The sequence below is a fragment of the Paenibacillus spongiae genome, assembly GCF_024734895.1.
In the GTDB taxonomy this organism is placed as follows: Bacteria; Bacillota; Bacilli; order Paenibacillales; family Paenibacillaceae; genus Paenibacillus_Z; species Paenibacillus_Z spongiae.
The window spans coordinates 4,873,291-4,889,996 of record NZ_CP091430.1; the positions used below are offsets into that span (position 1 = coordinate 4,873,291).

At 54.7% G+C, this 16,706-nt stretch carries 12 protein-coding genes and 1 other annotated feature; all 12 genes read right to left on the reverse strand.

Translation table 11 applies throughout. The annotated features are described in order from the left end of the window. Nucleotides 1-28: 28 nt before the first annotated feature. The 12 genes from murC to hemA all read right to left on the reverse strand — a co-directional run bounded on the left by murC (nt 29) and on the right by hemA (nt 16,548). Entirely contained in the window at nt 29-1,429 is a 1,401-nt protein-coding gene (gene murC, locus L1F29_RS22135) for a UDP-N-acetylmuramate--L-alanine ligase (protein WP_258384213.1), read from the reverse strand. A gap of 7 nt (nt 1,430-1,436) precedes the next feature. Then, complete coding sequence (locus tag L1F29_RS22140) at nt 1,437-2,813, reverse strand: bifunctional folylpolyglutamate synthase/dihydrofolate synthase (RefSeq protein ID WP_258389770.1); 1,377 nt, start codon at nt 2,811-2,813, stop codon at nt 1,437-1,439. Between the two features lie 49 nt (nt 2,814-2,862). Continuing rightward, complete coding sequence (locus L1F29_RS22145) at nt 2,863-5,526, reverse strand: valine--tRNA ligase (RefSeq protein ID WP_258384214.1); 2,664 nt, start codon at nt 5,524-5,526, stop codon at nt 2,863-2,865. Between the two features lie 114 nt (nt 5,527-5,640). After that, nucleotides 5,641-5,888: a binding site (T-box leader), on the reverse strand. Between the two features lie 153 nt (nt 5,889-6,041). Continuing rightward, nucleotides 6,042-7,433, reverse strand: a complete 1,392-nt coding sequence (locus tag L1F29_RS22150; RefSeq protein ID WP_258384215.1) for a LysM peptidoglycan-binding domain-containing protein — start codon at nt 7,431-7,433, stop codon at nt 6,042-6,044. Between the two features lie 95 nt (nt 7,434-7,528). Next, a complete protein-coding gene (locus L1F29_RS22155; protein ID WP_258384216.1) occupies nt 7,529-8,509 on the reverse strand; it encodes an RluA family pseudouridine synthase in 981 nt (326 codons plus the stop codon). A gap of 15 nt (nt 8,510-8,524) precedes the next feature. Continuing rightward, nucleotides 8,525-9,826, reverse strand: a complete 1,302-nt coding sequence (gene hemL / locus L1F29_RS22160) for a glutamate-1-semialdehyde 2,1-aminomutase (protein WP_258384217.1) — start codon at nt 9,824-9,826, stop codon at nt 8,525-8,527. Between the two features lie 44 nt (nt 9,827-9,870). After that, nucleotides 9,871-10,866 carry a porphobilinogen synthase gene (hemB, locus tag L1F29_RS22165; protein ID WP_258384218.1) on the reverse strand — a complete coding sequence of 332 codons (996 nt, stop codon included), beginning with the start codon at nt 10,864-10,866 and terminating at the stop codon, nt 9,871-9,873. 147 nt (nt 10,867-11,013) lie between these two features. Beyond that, nucleotides 11,014-12,555: a uroporphyrinogen-III C-methyltransferase gene (cobA, locus tag L1F29_RS22170; RefSeq protein WP_258389771.1), complete on the reverse strand. Its 1,542-nt coding sequence runs from the start codon at nt 12,553-12,555 to the stop codon at nt 11,014-11,016. Between the two features lie 9 nt (nt 12,556-12,564). Beyond that, nucleotides 12,565-13,527 (reverse strand): hydroxymethylbilane synthase, encoded by a 963-nt coding sequence (gene hemC / locus L1F29_RS22175; RefSeq protein WP_258384219.1) that lies wholly within the window; start codon nt 13,525-13,527, stop codon nt 12,565-12,567. A 1-nt stretch (nt 13,528) separates the two neighbouring features. After that, nucleotides 13,529-14,194: a precorrin-2 dehydrogenase/sirohydrochlorin ferrochelatase family protein gene (locus L1F29_RS22180; protein WP_258384220.1), complete on the reverse strand. Its 666-nt coding sequence runs from the start codon at nt 14,192-14,194 to the stop codon at nt 13,529-13,531. A 57-nt stretch (nt 14,195-14,251) separates the two neighbouring features. Continuing rightward, nucleotides 14,252-15,070: a cytochrome C assembly family protein gene (locus L1F29_RS22185; protein WP_258384221.1), complete on the reverse strand. Its 819-nt coding sequence runs from the start codon at nt 15,068-15,070 to the stop codon at nt 14,252-14,254. Nucleotides 15,071-15,141: 71 nt separating this feature from the next. Then, the gene (gene hemA / locus L1F29_RS22190) at nt 15,142-16,548 is read right to left on the reverse strand and encodes a glutamyl-tRNA reductase (RefSeq protein ID WP_258384222.1); all 1,407 of its coding nucleotides are present in this window, start codon (nt 16,546-16,548) and stop codon (nt 15,142-15,144) included. Between the last annotated feature and the right edge of the window lie 158 nt (nt 16,549-16,706).

The following is a 16,706-nucleotide window of genomic DNA, read 5'->3' on the forward strand; positions in this document are numbered from 1 at the left end:
TATAAAGGACGGCGGAACCGGTTATCGATCAGGAACCGTATTGAGCACGCAAAGTCTTGGCCAGACCATCGGCCGCCTTCCATATATCGCCGGCTCCCATCGTAATAACGAGATCTCCCGGCTTCACCCGTGCCGCAAGAAGCTGTTGAACTTCCTCCTTGGTCGGGATATATGCCGTATTCGCATTGCTATTCTTCACGATCATCTCGACGAGCTTCTTGGAATGGACGCCTTCGATCTGCTGTTCTCCGGCCGGAGAGTAGATGTCGGTAATAATAACCTCGTCCGCTTCCGTGAACGCCCTGCTGAATTGTTCCAGAAGGAAATAGGTTCGCGTATAGCGCTGCGGCTGAAAAATCGCAATAATACGTTTTCCCGTCGCTTTCGCCGCACTGATCGTTGCTTGAATTTCGGTAGGATGGTGAGCGTAATCGTCGATGACGAGTATATCGCTTACTTCGCCCAGCACCTGGAAACGGCGCTTGGCGCCGCGAAACTCGACGATTGCCGCAGCGATTGCTTCGAATGAAACACCCGCCTCGAGACATGTAATGACCGTTGCCATCGCATTATATACATTGTGCCGTCCAGGTACCGACAGATCGATAGTTCCGAGAACGTCACCATGATGGGTCATCTCGAAGGAGACCTTGCGGTCGCCTAGTACAATATTGCGAGCTGTATAGGCCGCTTCCCGATCAATCGCATACGTAATGAGCGATCCGCTGCCCATCGGATCCGATTCGAGCTGCGGCAGCAGCTCCCGGATCGTTTCGTCATCCGCGCAGACGATCGCGCTGCCGCTTGGCTTCACTTGACTCAAAAACTGCGTATAGGCGGCTTTCAATTTACCGAAATCGCCATCGTAGTTTTCAAGATGATCCGGTTCGATATTGGTCACAATCGCAATGCTTGGGTGATACTGCAGGAAGGAGCCGTCGCTCTCATCCGCTTCCGCTACCACGTATTCGCCTTTCCCCGCCTTCGCATTGGTGCCGACGTTCACGATTTCACCGCCGATGATATAGGTCGGATCGAGCTTGCAGGTTTCCATGACCAGCGCAATCATGGACGACGTCGTCGTCTTGCCGTGAGCGCCGGCTACGGCTACGCCTTTGCCAGTATTCATCAGCCTGGCCAACATTTGCGCCCGATGCAGAATCGGAATGTTAAGCTCTTCCGCAGCCCTGCGCTCCACGTTGTCGCGGGATAAGGCCGTCGAATAGACAACTAGATCCGCACCCCGCACATGCTCAGGTTCGTGGCCGATAAATATGCGCGCGCCTTTAGCCGCCAGCTTCTCCGTAAGCTCCTGCAGCACAACGTCAGAGCCCGAAACTTTATAGCCCATTTCCAGCATTACACGCGCGATGGCGCTCATGCCGTAACCGCCGATTCCGATGAAATGAACGTGTTCTGCCGTATTCAAAGACGGTTCACCATCCTTTTTCAGATTCCGTAATATGGAGCAGCTTGGAGCGGACGTCGGCAATCAAATAGAGCGTGCCCGTTACGACAGCCAAATCGGCTTCGCCGGACAATGACTGAAGGCGCTCAAGCGCCTGCTTCCAATTCGGCTCAACGATGAGTTCGAAGGAATGGCCGCTCTCTTCTTTCATGGATTGCACGAGTTCCGCCAGCTCTGCTGCGGGCATCGCCTTACGAAAATCAGGTGCGGTCACGACAAGCGTATCCACTAGAGGTAGTATATGCCGCAACGTGTCATGATGATTCTTATTTGCCAGCATACCCATCATGAGATGGAGACGCTCGTACCGGTACGTATCCCGAAGGGCAGCCGCAAGCGTCTCTGCCCCTTCCGGATTATGTGCACCGTCGAGGAGAATGCGCGGCGAGTGCTTGACCATCTCCAGACGTCCCGGCCAGGACGCCTGTCGCAGTCCCTGAAGGAGATTATTATCATCCACGATAAGCGCATAGTATTGGCGCAGCACTTCCAGCGCCATAACCGCAACTGCGGCATTCATGCGCTGATGAGCGCCGTTCATTGTAATCGTTAGCGGTTCGATCGACCGGAACGGCCCATCGAACCGGAAGGATTGCTCGTCCTCTCGCGAAGCAAGCGAGGTTTCCGTGAACTGCTCTCCCAGCAGGTATAACGCGCTCTTGTTCGCCTTGGCCGTATCGATGATGATTTGGGCCGGACCCGGCTGGCTGACGGCGCTTATGACAGGCACACCGGGTTTAATGATACCGGCTTTCTCGCGCGCAACGTCTTCGATCGTGCTGCCGAGAATATCCATATGGTCGTGTCCGACATTGGTAATAATGGAGACGACCGGCGTCACGATATTCGTCACATCGAGTCTGCCGCCAAGGCCCGTTTCCCATACGACGTAATCCGGATACGATTCTGTCGCATAATACAAAATTGCTAAAGCCGTGGAAACCTCGAACATGGATGGGGATCCAAGCTCCGAAGCCGCGATGGCCTCGACGTGAGGCTTCAGCCGATTGGCAAGCCGAAGCAGCGTCTCCTCCGGTATATCCTCCGCGTTATATTGAAACCGGTTGGTGAATTTGGTAATAAAAGGAGACGTGTAGGTACCTACATCGTATCCGCATTGCAGCAGCACGTTAGTCAAATAAGTGCAGACCGAGCCCTTGCCGTTCGTGCCTGCGACATGGATGAATTTCAACCGGCGATGCGGATTCCCGAAGGCTTCCATCAACAGTTGAATTCGTTCCATGCCCGGGCGGATACCGAACGGGACAAGTCCTTCGATCCATGCTCTTGCTTCCTCGTAGGAAGCTAACGGCTGCGCCGATTCCTTCTCCAGCTGATCTGTCATGGCCATCTTCCTTCTTCCTTCTATCTTAGAGCAGACTGCCGAGCTTCGCTTATGCGCGAAGCTCCGCCAATCTTGCTTGCACCTTCGCCCGTTTGTCGGCATAGTCAGCCATCTTGGCCCGTTCCTCTTCAATGACTTTCTCCGGCGCTTTCGCAACGAAGCCGGCATTGGCGAGCTTCTTCTCTACGCGTTCCACTTCGGAAGTCAGATGGCTGATTTCTTTCTCGAGACGGATGATTTCCTGCGAGATATCGATCAAGCCCGCAAGCGGCAAATACAGCTCCGCCCCCGTTACAACGGCTGTCATCGCTTTGTCCGGCGCCGCTAGCTCCAGGCTTACCGCAAGCTTGGACGTCCCGCAGAAGCGGCTCACGAACTCCTCGTTGCGGCTGAGGATCGCCGACGCAGCTTCGCTTGAAGGCTTGATCAGCAGTTCAACCTTCTTGCTCATCGGAACATTGACTTCTGCGCGGATGTTGCGGACGGCGCGAATCGTGTCCATAAGCAGCTCCATCTCGCTTACAGCGTCCGGCGCTTCCAGCGCCTCATCATACACCGGCCACGAGGCCAATGTAATCGACTCGCCCTCGTGCGGCAGATGCTGCCAGATCTCTTCGCTGATGAAAGGCATGAACGGATGAATCAGCCGCTGCGTGCGATCAAGGACGTACGCCAATACCGATTGAGTCGCACGCTTCGCTTCGGCATCCTCGCCATAGAGGTTAAGCTTGGCAAACTCAATATACCAGTCGCATAGATCGTCCCAGATAAAATTGGTCAAGGACCGGCCTGTTTCGCCGAATTCATAGCTGTCGATGAGACGGGTTACTTCACGGGTCGTCTCGTTCAGCCGGTGGAGAATCCAACGGTCTGCCGTGCCCAGCTTGCCCGTAATATCAATATCGGCCGCTGTCACGCCTTCCAGATTCATCAGCGCGAAGCGGGAAGCGTTCCATATCTTGTTGGCGAAATTGCGCGCCTGCTCGACCCGTTCCCAGCGGAACCGCAAATCCTGGCCTGGCGTGCTGCTCGTCGACAGCATGAAGCGCATCGCATCGGCTCCGTATTTCTCGATCACATCAAGAGGGTCTACGCCGTTGCCGAGCGATTTGGACATCTTCTGTCCATTCTCGTCGCGGACAAGACCGTGCATGAGCACATCCTTGAACGGAATCTGATCCGTGAACTCAAGCGCCGTAAAGATCATCCGGGCTACCCAGAAGTAGATGATGTCGTATCCGGTCACAAGGACATCGGTCGGATAGAACCGCTTCAGATCATTCGTTTCTTCCGGCCAGCCGAGTGTCGAGAACGGCCATAGCGCGGAGCTGAACCACGTATCGAGAACGTCCTCGTCCTGACGCAGCGAGCCGCTTCCGCATTTGTCGCAGGACGTTACGTCCTCGTGTGCGACATGCATGGCGCCGCATCCGTCGCAATACCAAGCCGGGATACGATGGCCCCACCATAGCTGGCGGGATATACACCAATCACGCACATTCTCGATCCAGTTGAGGTAAATTTTCTCGAACCGGTCAGGGACGAATTGAACGCCTCCGCCCGAGCGCTGGGCTTCAATCGCCCGATCCGCCAGCGGCTTCATGGAAACGAACCACTGGGTCGACAGATAAGGCTCAACCACGGCGCCGGTGCGCTCGCTATGACCGACCTGATGCACGTGATCTTCAATACGAATGCAGACGCCCTGCTCCTGCAGGTCAGCTACGATCGCCTTGCGGCATTCCGCCCGGTCAAGGCCCTTGTACGGTCCGGCTTCCTCGTTCATTACGCCGCTTTCATCCATCACGACGATTTGCGGCAGGTTATGGCGGGCTCCGACCTCAAAGTCGTTCGGATCGTGTGCCGGCGTAATCTTGACCGCGCCGGAGCCGAACTCTTTCTCGACGTACTCGTCGCCGATAATCGGAATTTCCCTTCCGAGAATCGGCAGGATGAGCGACTTTCCGATCAAGTGCTTATAACGTTCGTCTTCCGGATGAACGGCAACGGCGGTATCGCCGAGCATCGTTTCCGGACGGGTCGTCGCTACCGTCAGCGAGCCGCTTCCGTCCTTGAGCGGGTACTGAAGGTGATAGAGATGGCCGTTTACCTCTTTGTATTCAACCTCGATATCAGACAAAGCCGTACGGGCGGCCGGATCCCAGTTGATAATTTTCTTGCCGCGATAGATCAGGCCCTTGTCATAGAGCTTGACGAATACCTCGCGAACCGCCTTGGACAGACCTTCGTCCAGCGTGAAGCGCTCGCGGGAGTAATCGAGAGAGAAGCCCATCTTAGCCCATTGATCATGAATCGTTTGCGCGTAGAGATCCTTCCATTCCCATACTTTCTCCAGAAATTTCTCGCGTCCCAGATCGTAACGAGACAGACCTTCTTCTCGCAGCTTCTGTTCCACCTTCGTCTGTGTTGCAATGCCCGCATGGTCGCTCCCCGGCAGCCATAACGTATCGTAGCCCTGCATCCGCTTGGCCCGGATCATAATATCCTGAAGCGTGAAATCGAGCGCATGCCCGATATGCAGCATCCCCGTTACGTTCGGCGGCGGAATAACGATCGTGAAGGTTTCCGCGTCCGGACGTTTGCCAGCCTCGAAATAGTCTCCTCTCATCCAATATTCGTACCATTTCGCTTCCGACGCCTTCGGATCGTAAGTCGTCGGCATGGCCGTGGTTGTGGTTTGTTTGTCAGACATGGCTACCTACCTCCAATGAATGTCGCAAACCGGCAGTCGGCGATAAGAAACGCCTCTTCCGGATGAGCTTCTGTTATCGTGTAAAGACAAAAAAATAAACCTTTCGCCCTTGTTGCAAAGGACGAAAGGTTAAGCTTCCGCGGTACCACCTTTGTTTCGCATGGCGCTGTTCATCGCTCATACGACACCTCAAGCAGATAACGGCTGCGGACCGGCGGGAACTAACGAGGGTAAGAAAGAGACTCGCTTCATTCCGGCAACTCCGGGGCGACCTGTCGCAGTTTCGTCCTGCAGAACCTCGCAGCCTATCGGTTCCGCTCTCTGAAGGCATCACTGCCACTCTTCCCCATCAACGTCTTTAGAAGAAAGTATTACCGTATCTTAATTATCATACACGTAATGATTTATTATAGTCAACCCAAATAGCCTTGTATAGAGCCTATATTAAGCCATAAGACGGCAAAAACCCTTGAAGATGAATACCCGTTCATCTTCAAGGGTGCTGGAATGTTCACTTAAGGAATATATAAGACTTGGCCTTCCGCTATATTCTGGTCGGTTAAACGGTTGTACAGCGCAAGCTCCCTAGGCTGCAAGTGGTACCGGATCGCAATATGCTCCAGCGTCTCCTCCCGCTGAACGATGCAAATCCGTACCTTGCGGAAGGAATTGTCGTCAGAGGTGCGGCTCAGGAACAGCGTCTTCCACTCGATCTCATCGCCGGTGGACCGCTTCGCCTCTTCGGCCGCACGCTGCGCGGACTCCTCGGCGACAGCCCGGGCTTCCTGCTCCCGCTTGCTCGATTGCAGCAAGGAACGGAACCCTACGCCGGCTGCCGGCTGAGCCGTTTCGTCTGAAGCCGGCTTGCTTCCCAGAACGACCTGCATCTCCTTGCGAGCCGGTTCGGCCTCAATCGGACTTATATCACCATAAGCTTGCTGTTCGGCCTCTTGGAAAGCCGAATCGAAATTGGCATCCGAACTTTCCTGGCCTGACGCTTCGATGACATTAACGAGCTGGTCGATTTCATAATTGCGTTCCTGCATCTGTCCGGCTTGAACCCCTGCCGGCTCAGGAGAAGAGGATTTCTGTTCGGCGGCTTCTCGGAGCATCGTTTCGTAGGCTGCGGATTCCCGCTCAAGTAGCTCCGCAGCTTCGCGTTCCCGCTGTGCCGCCTGTGCACGCTCCCTTTCGGCCGTCTCAATGAGATAGGCTTCGCGGCGCTCCTGCTCCGCGAGCTCTAGCATATAGGCAGCCTCCAGCTCCCGCTGCTCTTCCAGACGCCGCTCCTCCGCTTGCCGTTCTTCCAGCTCATCCGCCGCACGCTGGGCATCCACTTGCTGGGCGTATTCCCGGGCGAACGTTTCTTGAAATGATTGAGACGGATCGATAACGTACCCTTCCGCTCCGGCAACCGCTTCATGAGGTGATTCGTCCTGTTCCTCCTCCAGCTCTGCCGACAGGTGCTCCGCTTCCCCGGGCTCACGCCGGTGAACAACCGTGAACGGCTCCTCCCTCCAGCTCTCCGTTTCGCGCGGCTGCTCCACTTCGATGCCCAGAAGTGACAGAACGCCGGTTATATTGAGCGTTCTTGCCGAAAGCAGATCCACATCGAAATTATCGATTTCTACCGATATGTCGTCCAGCCGGTTCACCCGATTGAGGGGTAACGTAATCTCAACGGGAATCCAATGCTCAAGCGATTGGCTTTCGGACCGCTCATTCTGCGTGCGATAAAGGCCAGATAGCAGCAGATGTCCTTTTAACAGCACCTGCTCGCCCTGTTGTACGATTTGGATGCGGGGAACGAGCTCGATTTCCTCCAGCTCATCGATTCCCGCCACATCTTCGGGCAAGTGAACGCGTTCATACACGTCAAATCGTAAACCGCTCGTGTAATTCGACACGTTTGTCATCCTCCTTTCCCCTTCTCATAGCTTGGTTATAGCTATCTTCCCTATTTATCTATATGGCAAGGAATAGGCGGGCATGACTACGATTTTCACAGAGCGCTTAGCTTTTGACGCAAGTTGCGGAACCATTCGGGTTCCGCCGATTTGACCGAGACCTTATTATCCGTTAATGGATGGGGGAATAGAAGCCGTTCTCCCCTGAGCGCTTGATGAGCCAACAACTCGGTACGGCCCCCGTATAGCTTATCACCCACAAGCGGATGTCCTATATGGCTCAAGTGCACCCGGATCTGATGCGTTCTGCCCGTTTCAAGCTGCAGCCGCAGCAGTGACGCATGCTTATAGGAGGCGAGTGTCTCATAATGCGTTACGGCTTGGTCCCCGGAAGGGGAAACTCGTCTTCGCGATCCGTGATGGCGATCCTTGCCGATCGGCTCGTTAATCGTGCCGCGGCTCCGTGCAAGCTTGCCGTGAACGATCGCTTCGTAATGTCTATCAATCCGTTTCTCTCTCATCGCCTCGTCCAGCACATGCTGCGCCAGATCATTCTTCGCATAGAGAACCGGACCTGCCGTATCGTCATCGAGTCGATGGATATGCTTCACAGGCAGCGCATCACCGATGTGCATGCAGCGGCGGGCTGCAGCTTCATCGAGCGTCCCCCGCTGGCCTGGAGCATTCGGATGGACAGGCATACCGGCCGGTTTATCGAGCACAAGGCACCAGTCATCCTCGTATAGAACAGAGACGCGATCAAGCGCAGCAGGATCTCCTATATGCTTGGCAAGCTGATAGATCGGATCGGTCTTGATGTCGACAGGCACGAATGTAAGCAGACCGACGATCCCGCGCTCTAGACGAATTCCCCCTACGGAGAACAGACGGTTGATCCATTTGGCCGGGAATACGCCAAGAGCCAGCAGCCGCTGCCGCACTTCATGCGGATGGCTGCCAGCTCCGAGCGGCTGAAGAACCTCCGCAATGGCGTCAGGCTCGAAACGGTTCAAAGCTTCCAGCGGAAGCTCCAGCCATTGCCCATTGCGGGAGAATTCAGATCGATTCACAGTCATTGCTATCGCTCCCAGCTAAAGACGGCGGAGCGCTTCGTCGTGCGCCGCAATGGTAGCGTCAATCGCCTCTTCATCATGTAAGGCGGACACGAACATGCCTTCGAATTGAGACGGTGCAACACTTACGCCAAGATCGAGCATGCTGGCGAAATAAGCTTTGAACCGATTCAAATCGGAGGTTTTGGCCGTATCGTAATTGATGACATGCGTGTCGGTAAAGAAGGGGCACACCATCGAGCCTACGCGGTTAATCGTGCTGGGAATGCCATGCTTCGCCGCATTGGCTTCGAATCCAAGCTGCAGCCTGACCGACAGCTGCTCCAGCCTTTCGTACGTCTCCTGCGTCAACAGACTGAGCGTCGTATAGCCGGCCGCCATCGCCAACGGGTTGCCTGACAGCGTTCCGGCTTGATAAATCGGGCCGCTTGGCGCGATTCGTTCCATAATTTCACGCTTGCCGCCGTAAGCGCCGACAGGAAGACCGCCGCCGATCACTTTCCCCATGCAGGTCAAATCCGGCGTAATGCCATATAATCCCTGAGCACAATGATAATGAACGCGGAAACCCGTCATGACCTCGTCGAAGATGAGCAGGCTGCCGTATGCCGAAGTTACATCGCGAAGCCCTTGCAGAAAGCCGGGCAGCGGAGGCACGACGCCCATATTGCCAGCCACAGGTTCGACAATCACGCATGCGATTTGCTCCCCGAATTTCTCGAACACGGCTTTGACGGCTTCCAGATCGTTATAAGGTACCGTAATCGTGTGCGACGCCGTGCTTTCCGGAACGCCGGGGCTGTCCGGAAGACCGAGCGTCGCGACACCGGAACCGGCTTTAATAAGCAGACTGTCCGCATGGCCGTGATAAGAGCCTTCGAACTTCACGATCTTGGAACGATTCGTATAGCCGCGCGCGAGGCGAAGCGCGCTCATCGTCGCTTCCGTGCCGGAGTTCACCATGCGGACGATCTCTACCGAAGGAACACGCTCGCAGACAAGCTCGGCCATCATCGTTTCCAGCTCTGTTGGAGCACCGAAGCTCGTCCCTTTCTCCGCCGTGCGGACGATGGCTTCCACGACCTTCGGATGAGCATGTCCCATGATAAGCGGGCCCCAAGAGCCTACATAATCGATATAGCTGTTGCCATCGATATCATAGATGCGGTAACCTTCCCCGCGATCTACATATACCGGAGTCAGTCCTACCGAACGGAAGGCACGGACAGGAGAATTGACGCCGCCTGGAATGACGGTCTTTGCTTTGGCGAATGCCTCTTTGGAACGCGCATCCTGCCGTTGTTGAACTTTTTCGCTCATTGCCGATACACCTGCCTAATCGTTTATCGTGATCGAATGAAGGATTATTCGCCCTTTAACCAGCGGGCGGCGTCTAAAGCATGGTACGTAATGATCATATCGGCGCCTGCACGCTTCATGCCCAGAAGCGTCTCCAGCACAATCGACTTCTCGTCGATCCAGCCGCTCTCTGCCGCGGCTTTGACCATCGAATACTCCGCGCTCACGTTGTATGCCGCAACCGGCAGATCGAAGTGCTCCTTCAGCATACGGAGAACGTCCAGATAGGCTAACGCCGGCTTCACCATCAGCATATCCGCGCCTTCGATTACGTCAGCTTCGGCTTCCCGCAGCGCTTCACGCACATTGGCGGGATCCATCTGGTACGTCTTGCGGTCGCCGAATTGCGGCGCAGAATGCGCGGCATCACGGAAGGGACCGTAGTACGCGGAGGAATATTTTACCGAATAGGATAAGATCGGAATATCTTCAAAACCCGCTGCATCGAGTCCTTCGCGAATGGCATGCACGAAGCCGTCCATCATGTTGGATGGCGCGATAATATCGGCTCCGGCTTCCGCTTGCGACACAGCCGTACGGACAAGCAGTTCAAGCGAAGCGTCGTTTGAAACCTCGGCGATGCCAGTCGCCATATTTTGATGAACGACACCGCAATGGCCATGGTCGGTAAACTGACAGAGGCATGTGTCTGCAATTACAACAAGCTCCGGCGCCCATGATTTAACTGCGCGAGTCGCTTCCTGTACGATACCGTTCGGATCGTATGCGGAGGATCCGGTTGCATCCTTGCGATCGGGCACGCCGAACAGCAGAACCGACTGAATGCCGGCTGCAAGAACAGCGTCGATCTCTTCCTTCAGAAGATCGATCGAGAAGTGATGAACGCCCGGCATGGAAGGAATCTCTTCTTTAATGCCGGTTCCATGTGTGACAAATATCGGATATATGAAGTCATTCGTCGTAAGCGTCGTCTCCCGTACTAGATTGCGAAGTGCGGAAGTACGTCGCAGCCGGCGTAAACGGGTAATCGGGTAACTCATTGTATTTGCGCCTCCTAAAAAGTTTTTTTTGATTTTCGCTTCCGAAGGAGCGAGAGAAAAAAACTTACTTCGGAAGCATAAGCTTAGTTTCGTGGAGCCAGGCTTCCTGAAGGGTCATCGCAACAAAACTTGCTTCGGAAACATCGGCTATTTCAATCTTGCTTCAAGCCGATAGGCTGCTACTGCTGCGACAAGCGCATCCAGCGTCGAGTCGTTCGGCTGTATGCTGACCTCAAGCCCGGCATTCATGGCCGTCTCGGCCGTGACCGGCCCGATGCAGGCAATCGCCGAGCCCTTCAGCAATGCAGCCGGATCTTCGATGCCCATCCGGCGCAGGACGATGAATAGGTTCGTAACGGACGACGAGCTGGCGAAGGTGATGATATCGATCTTCCCTTCCCTAAGCAGCTCCAATGTATCCTCGTCCTGATTATCGGCAATGACAGTCTCATACACGTCAATCTCGACAGGGTCAAGGCCTTTGCCGGCAAGCTCGCGGGGCAGAATATCCCGGCCAAGGTCGCCCCTTGGCAGCAGGACCCGTTGCCCGGGCACAAGCGCATCCGTCAGGCTGTCAAGCAGACCCTCTGCCTGAAATATGACCGGCAGAACGTCGATCGTCAATGAACGATTCTCCAAAGCTTCGGCCGTCTTCGGACCGACAGCCGCAATACGCGCTCGATGAAACCGGCGGATATCGATCCCGAACCGTTTCAGCCACTTGAAGAAATACTCGACTCCGTTCACGCTCGTAAACATAAGCCAGTCATAGCTTTCCGCATCGGTCAGAGCCGCTTCCAGCTTGGCGCTGTCTTCGGGCTCCCGCATCTCAATGACGGGAAATTCACAGGCCTCTCCCCCGAGCGCTTCGATCTGATCGGCGAGCTCGCTGCTCTGCGCTCTCGCGCGTGTAACCAGCACCCGGGTCCCGAACAACGGTCTGCGCTCCGCCCATTGCAGCTTCCGGCGCTGCTTGACGACCTCGCCGACAACGATGACCGCCGGCGGTTGAAAATTGGCAGCCTTGACGATGCCTTCGATCGTTTCCAGCGTGCCTACCAGCGTCTCTTGTTCAACGCGCGTTCCCCAGCGGATCAAGGCTACCGGAGTTTCCGGCGGTTTCCCATGCTTGATCAGCTGCTCCGAAATATAGCCGATCTTGGATACGCCCATGAGAAAGATAAGGGTGCCTGTGGCATTCGTTACCTTATCCCAGTGAATGGACCGGTCCAGCTTCTCCGGACTTTCATGTCCGGTAATAATCGACAGCGAGGAAGCCAAATCGCGATGCGTGACAGGTATGCCGGCGTATGCGGGAACTGCGATCGCGGATGTAATGCCAGGAACGATTTCAAACTCGACGCCATTGTCATAAAGCAGCTCCGCCTCTTCACCGACGCGGCCGAAGATTGTCGGATCCCCGCCCTTCAAGCGGGTTACAACCTTACCTTGCAGCGCCAAATCGACGAGAAGCCGGTTAATATCCTCTTGCTTCATCGTGTGCCGGTCGGGCAGCTTGCCTACGTACACTTTCTCCGCGCCGGGCTTAAGCTCACGGAGCAATCGCGGGCTGGCCAGACGGTCATAAACGATCACGTCGCATGCTCGAATGCATTCGAGTCCGCGTATCGTGATCAGCTTCGGATCGCCGGGACCTGCTCCTACGAGATAGACTATCCCTTTCCCCATGTCCATCGTTCATCCCCCAACTTCCGCTAATATGCGGTCTGCTCCTCTCGCCTTGAGCGCCTCTGCCGCTTCGATACCTACCTGCTTGGGATCGGTTCCTATCCGGGTTTCCTTCAGGAGAACCGAACCGTCCGGCGAGCCTACTATACCTGTTAAAGATAGTAAAGGCGAGCCATCGGATGATTTCTCATCCAGCAGGATTGCATGTGCGCCGATCGGGATTTGACACCCGCCGTTAAGCGCCCCCAGAAAGCTGCGTTCCGCTTCGACCGTGAATGCCGTCTCCGGATCGTTAATCCATTGCAGCAGTTCGCGAACCCCGCTGTCATCAACCCGGCACTCGATCCCTAGAGCACCTTGGCCAACCGCAGGTACGCATATATCCACTGGTACATAAGAGGAGATACGCTCCTCCCAGCCCATGCGGTAAAGTCCGGCCGAGGCCAGGACGACAGCGTCGAACCCTTCGGATTCCAGCTTACGGATACGGGTATCGATGTTACCGCGGATGGACTCCATCCTCAGATCCGGCCGGACATGCTTCAGCTGACATGAGCGCCGCAGACTGCTCGTTCCGACCAAAGCGCCTTGCGGCAGCTGGTCGAACGTCACGCCCTCTTTCGTAATCAGGCAATCCCGCGGGTCGACCCGTTTGGGAGTCGCGCCGTTCATCAAGCCGTCCGGAAGCGAATAAGGCATGTCCTTCATGCTGTGTACGGCCAAATCAATCTCTTTGTTCAGCAGCGCCTCTTCGATTTCCTTGACGAAAAGACCTTTGCCGCCTACCTTCGACAGCATGACGTCCAGTATCCGGTCTCCCTTGGTAACGATCTTGCGTATTTCAAAATCATAAGGCAGATTATGCTCGCTGCATAGTGCCTTTAGTTGATCGATAACTTGTCCTGTTTGCGTAAGCGCCAGAGCACTCTGTCTCGTACCTACGACAATGGTGCGCTTCTTCGTCTGTTCCATCCTATGTCTGCCTCCTGTCGGCCGCCGCGCGCAGCCGCCTTATCCATTCATCCATACGGTCCGCATCCGAGCTACCCGTAAGCTCATCCAATGATCCCGCCAAAGCTTCCTCCGCCGCCAGGCGCAGCAGGTCACGCCGTTCATCCGGATCGGCGAGGCGAAGCCGGACATGCTCCCGCAGCTCCCGTAAACGCTCGACCTTCCCGGCATAATCAGGCCCGTATCTCGCCATGAAATCACGCCCGATGCCGCTTGCAAGCGCAGGACTTGCGCCGCCTGTCGTTACGGCCATCACCAAATCGCCGCGCCTGATGACTGACGGGGTCACGAAATCCCCGTAAGCCGAATCATCGGCAACATTCGTCAGCGCCCCCCTGACAACCGCTGCAGCCGCGACGCAGCGATTCAAATCCGGATCGCCAGTCGCTGCAAATACCAATCGTGCGCCATCAATGTCTTGTTCTAGGTATTCCCCTAGCCTCAGTTGGATAGACCCGCTGCGGGCCAATTCTGCAATCCCTTTCGTCACGGTAGGGCTAATAACACGGACATCTTCGGCATCGGCATCCAGCAGGCTCCTAATTTTGCGTTCCGCAACCGGGCCTCCGCCGACCACGATGCAAGTCTTCCCTCTCAAATCCAGCATTAACGGATAATAACCGGCCATTCTATTAGGCTCCCTCCGGCTCTTATATCAAATATCGGCTGATACGCTTTAGCTGCCTCATGACCAGCTGTGGAAGGAGGAGGACTGGTTCATAAACAGGTTCAGCAGCATGACACCGAAGCTGAGCAGATTCCACCTGGCTGTCTTCCAGCTGGGTCCCCCGAACCAATGCCTCTGCAGAAGGGTTCCGATATAGAGACCTAATGCCAGCAGAGAGAATAGCACTTTCAAGTCAAGCAGAAGGCTGTAACGGGCTTCGATCAGAATGGACGCAACCGCAATCGCGAGCGACATCGCCAGAAGCGGGATCCCGATGAGGGCCCACCGGCACATATATCGGTCTATCGCCTCAAGACTCGGCAGCCTTCTCATGGTTTGGGTCCACTGCTTCCCTTTCAGCCTTGCGTGAAGAAAGACATACATTCCTGAGAATATGGCATTGATCGTCAGAGCGGCATAGGCGCAAATCATCAGGCTTATATGTACGTACAGCAGCTTCCTTACGATTTCCCATCGCGCAAGCGATACGCCCGACCCAATATCGAACATATTGATTGCCAGCACAGCGAAGCCTACGATATTTACAATGAATACGAAAAGCTCGATTCGATAAAAACGGCTGATAACTAGCGATAACGTAATAAGGAGCCATGAGAAGAACAGCAGATTCTCGAATAATGAGAACGTCGTCATATCCAAATGAGACCAAATGCGGTGAAATAGAAAGCCAGTCTGTAGAACCCACACGAAAATAAGGAGCCCTGTCCCCATCTGTTTCGCTCTCCGGTTTCGGTCAACGAAATCGGAGAAATAAAACAGGAGGCTCAGGGCGTAAATAATAAGCATCGCGTCATATAGAGAATTTTGCGTAACCATGTGTGCCTCCACACTTTACGGTGTCAGTATCGTCCACAAGCCAAGCAAACCGGGCGTCCTGCGACCTTGGCCTAGTGCGTAACGGCAGCCGCAATCGCTGAAGCGACTGCAGGGACCTTCATGCTTGCTGAAGTCCTTTGTACGCGCTGTGATGAGATAACAGCGTGCGGTTCCGGCGAAGCTGATCGAAGCTTATCTTTCCCCTGGGCAACCGTCTCTTCAAGCGCAAACAATTTGACGAACATATCCATGGCTTCATCGCCATGCTTCTCGCCAGCCATTTCTTTGATGCGCAGAATCGGATCCTGCATCATCTGATTGACGATGCTTTTCGTCAGCTTGCGAATAACCTTCATCTCGCGATCGTCCAGATTAGGCAGTTTCTTCGTCAGGCTTGTCATGGTTTCCTCATGAATCGAAACGGCCTTTTCCTGAAGCGCTTGGATAAGGGGAACAACACCAAGGGTCTTGTACCACTGCCGGTAGACTTCCAGCTCGGCTGCAATCATCAAATCGATCTTGGCCGTTTCCCGGCGGCGCAGTTCAAGATTGCTCTCGACGATGCCTTCCAGGTCATCGATGTCGTACAAGAAGACATTCTCTACCGATGCAATCGCAGGATCCAGATCCCGGGGCACTGCAATATCGATCATGTATAACGGACGGGACTTCCGCTTGGCCATCGCAACGGCAACTTGCTGACGGTTTAAGACATAACCTTCCGATCCCGTCGAGCTGATTAGAATATCAGCTTCATGCAGCCTGTCGATAGCATCTGACATCGAATAAGGGATTCCATTGAATTTATCAGCCAGTTCTACAGCACGGTCATAAGTCCGATTGACTACAATAACCCGCTCTATGCCGTTGGCGTACAGATGCTTGGCTGTAAGCTCACTCATCTTGCCGGCGCCGAGGATCATGACTGTCTTGCCGCCGAAGTGGCCGAATATACGTTTGCCCAGTTCTACCGCAGCATAGCTGACTGATACGGCCGTCTCACCGATCGATGTCTCGGAGTGAGCACGCTTGGCCACCGTCACAGCTTGCTTAAATACCATGTTGAAGAGCGTGCCTGTCGTCTTGTACTCCTGTGAAAGCAGGAAAGCGTTCCGTACTTGGCCCAAAATTTGAGTTTCGCCGATCACCATCGAATCCAGTCCGGAAGCGACCCGGAATAGATGATCGATCGCCTGCTCGTCCTCATACATGTATAAATGATTGGTAAACTGCTGTCTTGGCAGTTTGAACCACTGCTCCATAAAATTGCGAATGTAATGACCGCACAGTTGATGACGGTCAACCACCGCATACAATTCCGTACGATTGCAGGTCGCTACAATGACACATTCCATGATGCTCTTCGACTGCTTCAGCTGCAGGAGAGCTTCCTGCAAGTCCCGTTCCGCAATCGTAAAACGTTCGCGGACTTCAACAGGTGCCGTTCTGTAATTAAGCCCCACAACGACAATGTGCATGCGCGTTCACCTGCCCTTTCATAAGTGTTTTCATCATCCATTAGTATAGCACAATTCGACAAGCTCTACCCCCGCAATTATGAAAAATTTTTGAAAACCTATGTAATGTAGATGCTTCGGCGGGCATTAAAAAAGGCCACGGAATCTACCATGGCCTT

What these genes read in the sequence shown, in the direction of transcription:
- hemA (WP_258384222.1), bottom strand. Translation starts at nt 16,548, where the DNA reads ATGCACATTGTCGTTGTGGGGCTTAATTACAGAACGGCACCTGTTGAA.
- hemB (WP_258384218.1), bottom strand. Translation starts at nt 10,866, where the DNA reads ATGAGTTACCCGATTACCCGTTTACGCCGGCTGCGACGTACTTCCGCA.
- L1F29_RS22155 (WP_258384216.1), bottom strand. Translation starts at nt 8,509, where the DNA reads ATGACTGTGAATCGATCTGAATTCTCCCGCAATGGGCAATGGCTGGAG.
- cobA (WP_258389771.1), bottom strand. Translation starts at nt 12,555, where the DNA reads ATGGGGAAAGGGATAGTCTATCTCGTAGGAGCAGGTCCCGGCGATCCG.
- hemL (WP_258384217.1), bottom strand. Translation starts at nt 9,826, where the DNA reads ATGAGCGAAAAAGTTCAACAACGGCAGGATGCGCGTTCCAAAGAGGCA.
- hemC (WP_258384219.1), bottom strand. Translation starts at nt 13,527, where the DNA reads ATGGAACAGACGAAGAAGCGCACCATTGTCGTAGGTACGAGACAGAGT.
- L1F29_RS22145 (WP_258384214.1), bottom strand. Translation starts at nt 5,526, where the DNA reads ATGTCTGACAAACAAACCACAACCACGGCCATGCCGACGACTTACGAT.
- L1F29_RS22180 (WP_258384220.1), bottom strand. Translation starts at nt 14,194, where the DNA reads ATGGCCGGTTATTATCCGTTAATGCTGGATTTGAGAGGGAAGACTTGC.
- L1F29_RS22185 (WP_258384221.1), bottom strand. Translation starts at nt 15,070, where the DNA reads ATGGTTACGCAAAATTCTCTATATGACGCGATGCTTATTATTTACGCC.
- L1F29_RS22140 (WP_258389770.1), bottom strand. Translation starts at nt 2,813, where the DNA reads ATGACAGATCAGCTGGAGAAGGAATCGGCGCAGCCGTTAGCTTCCTAC.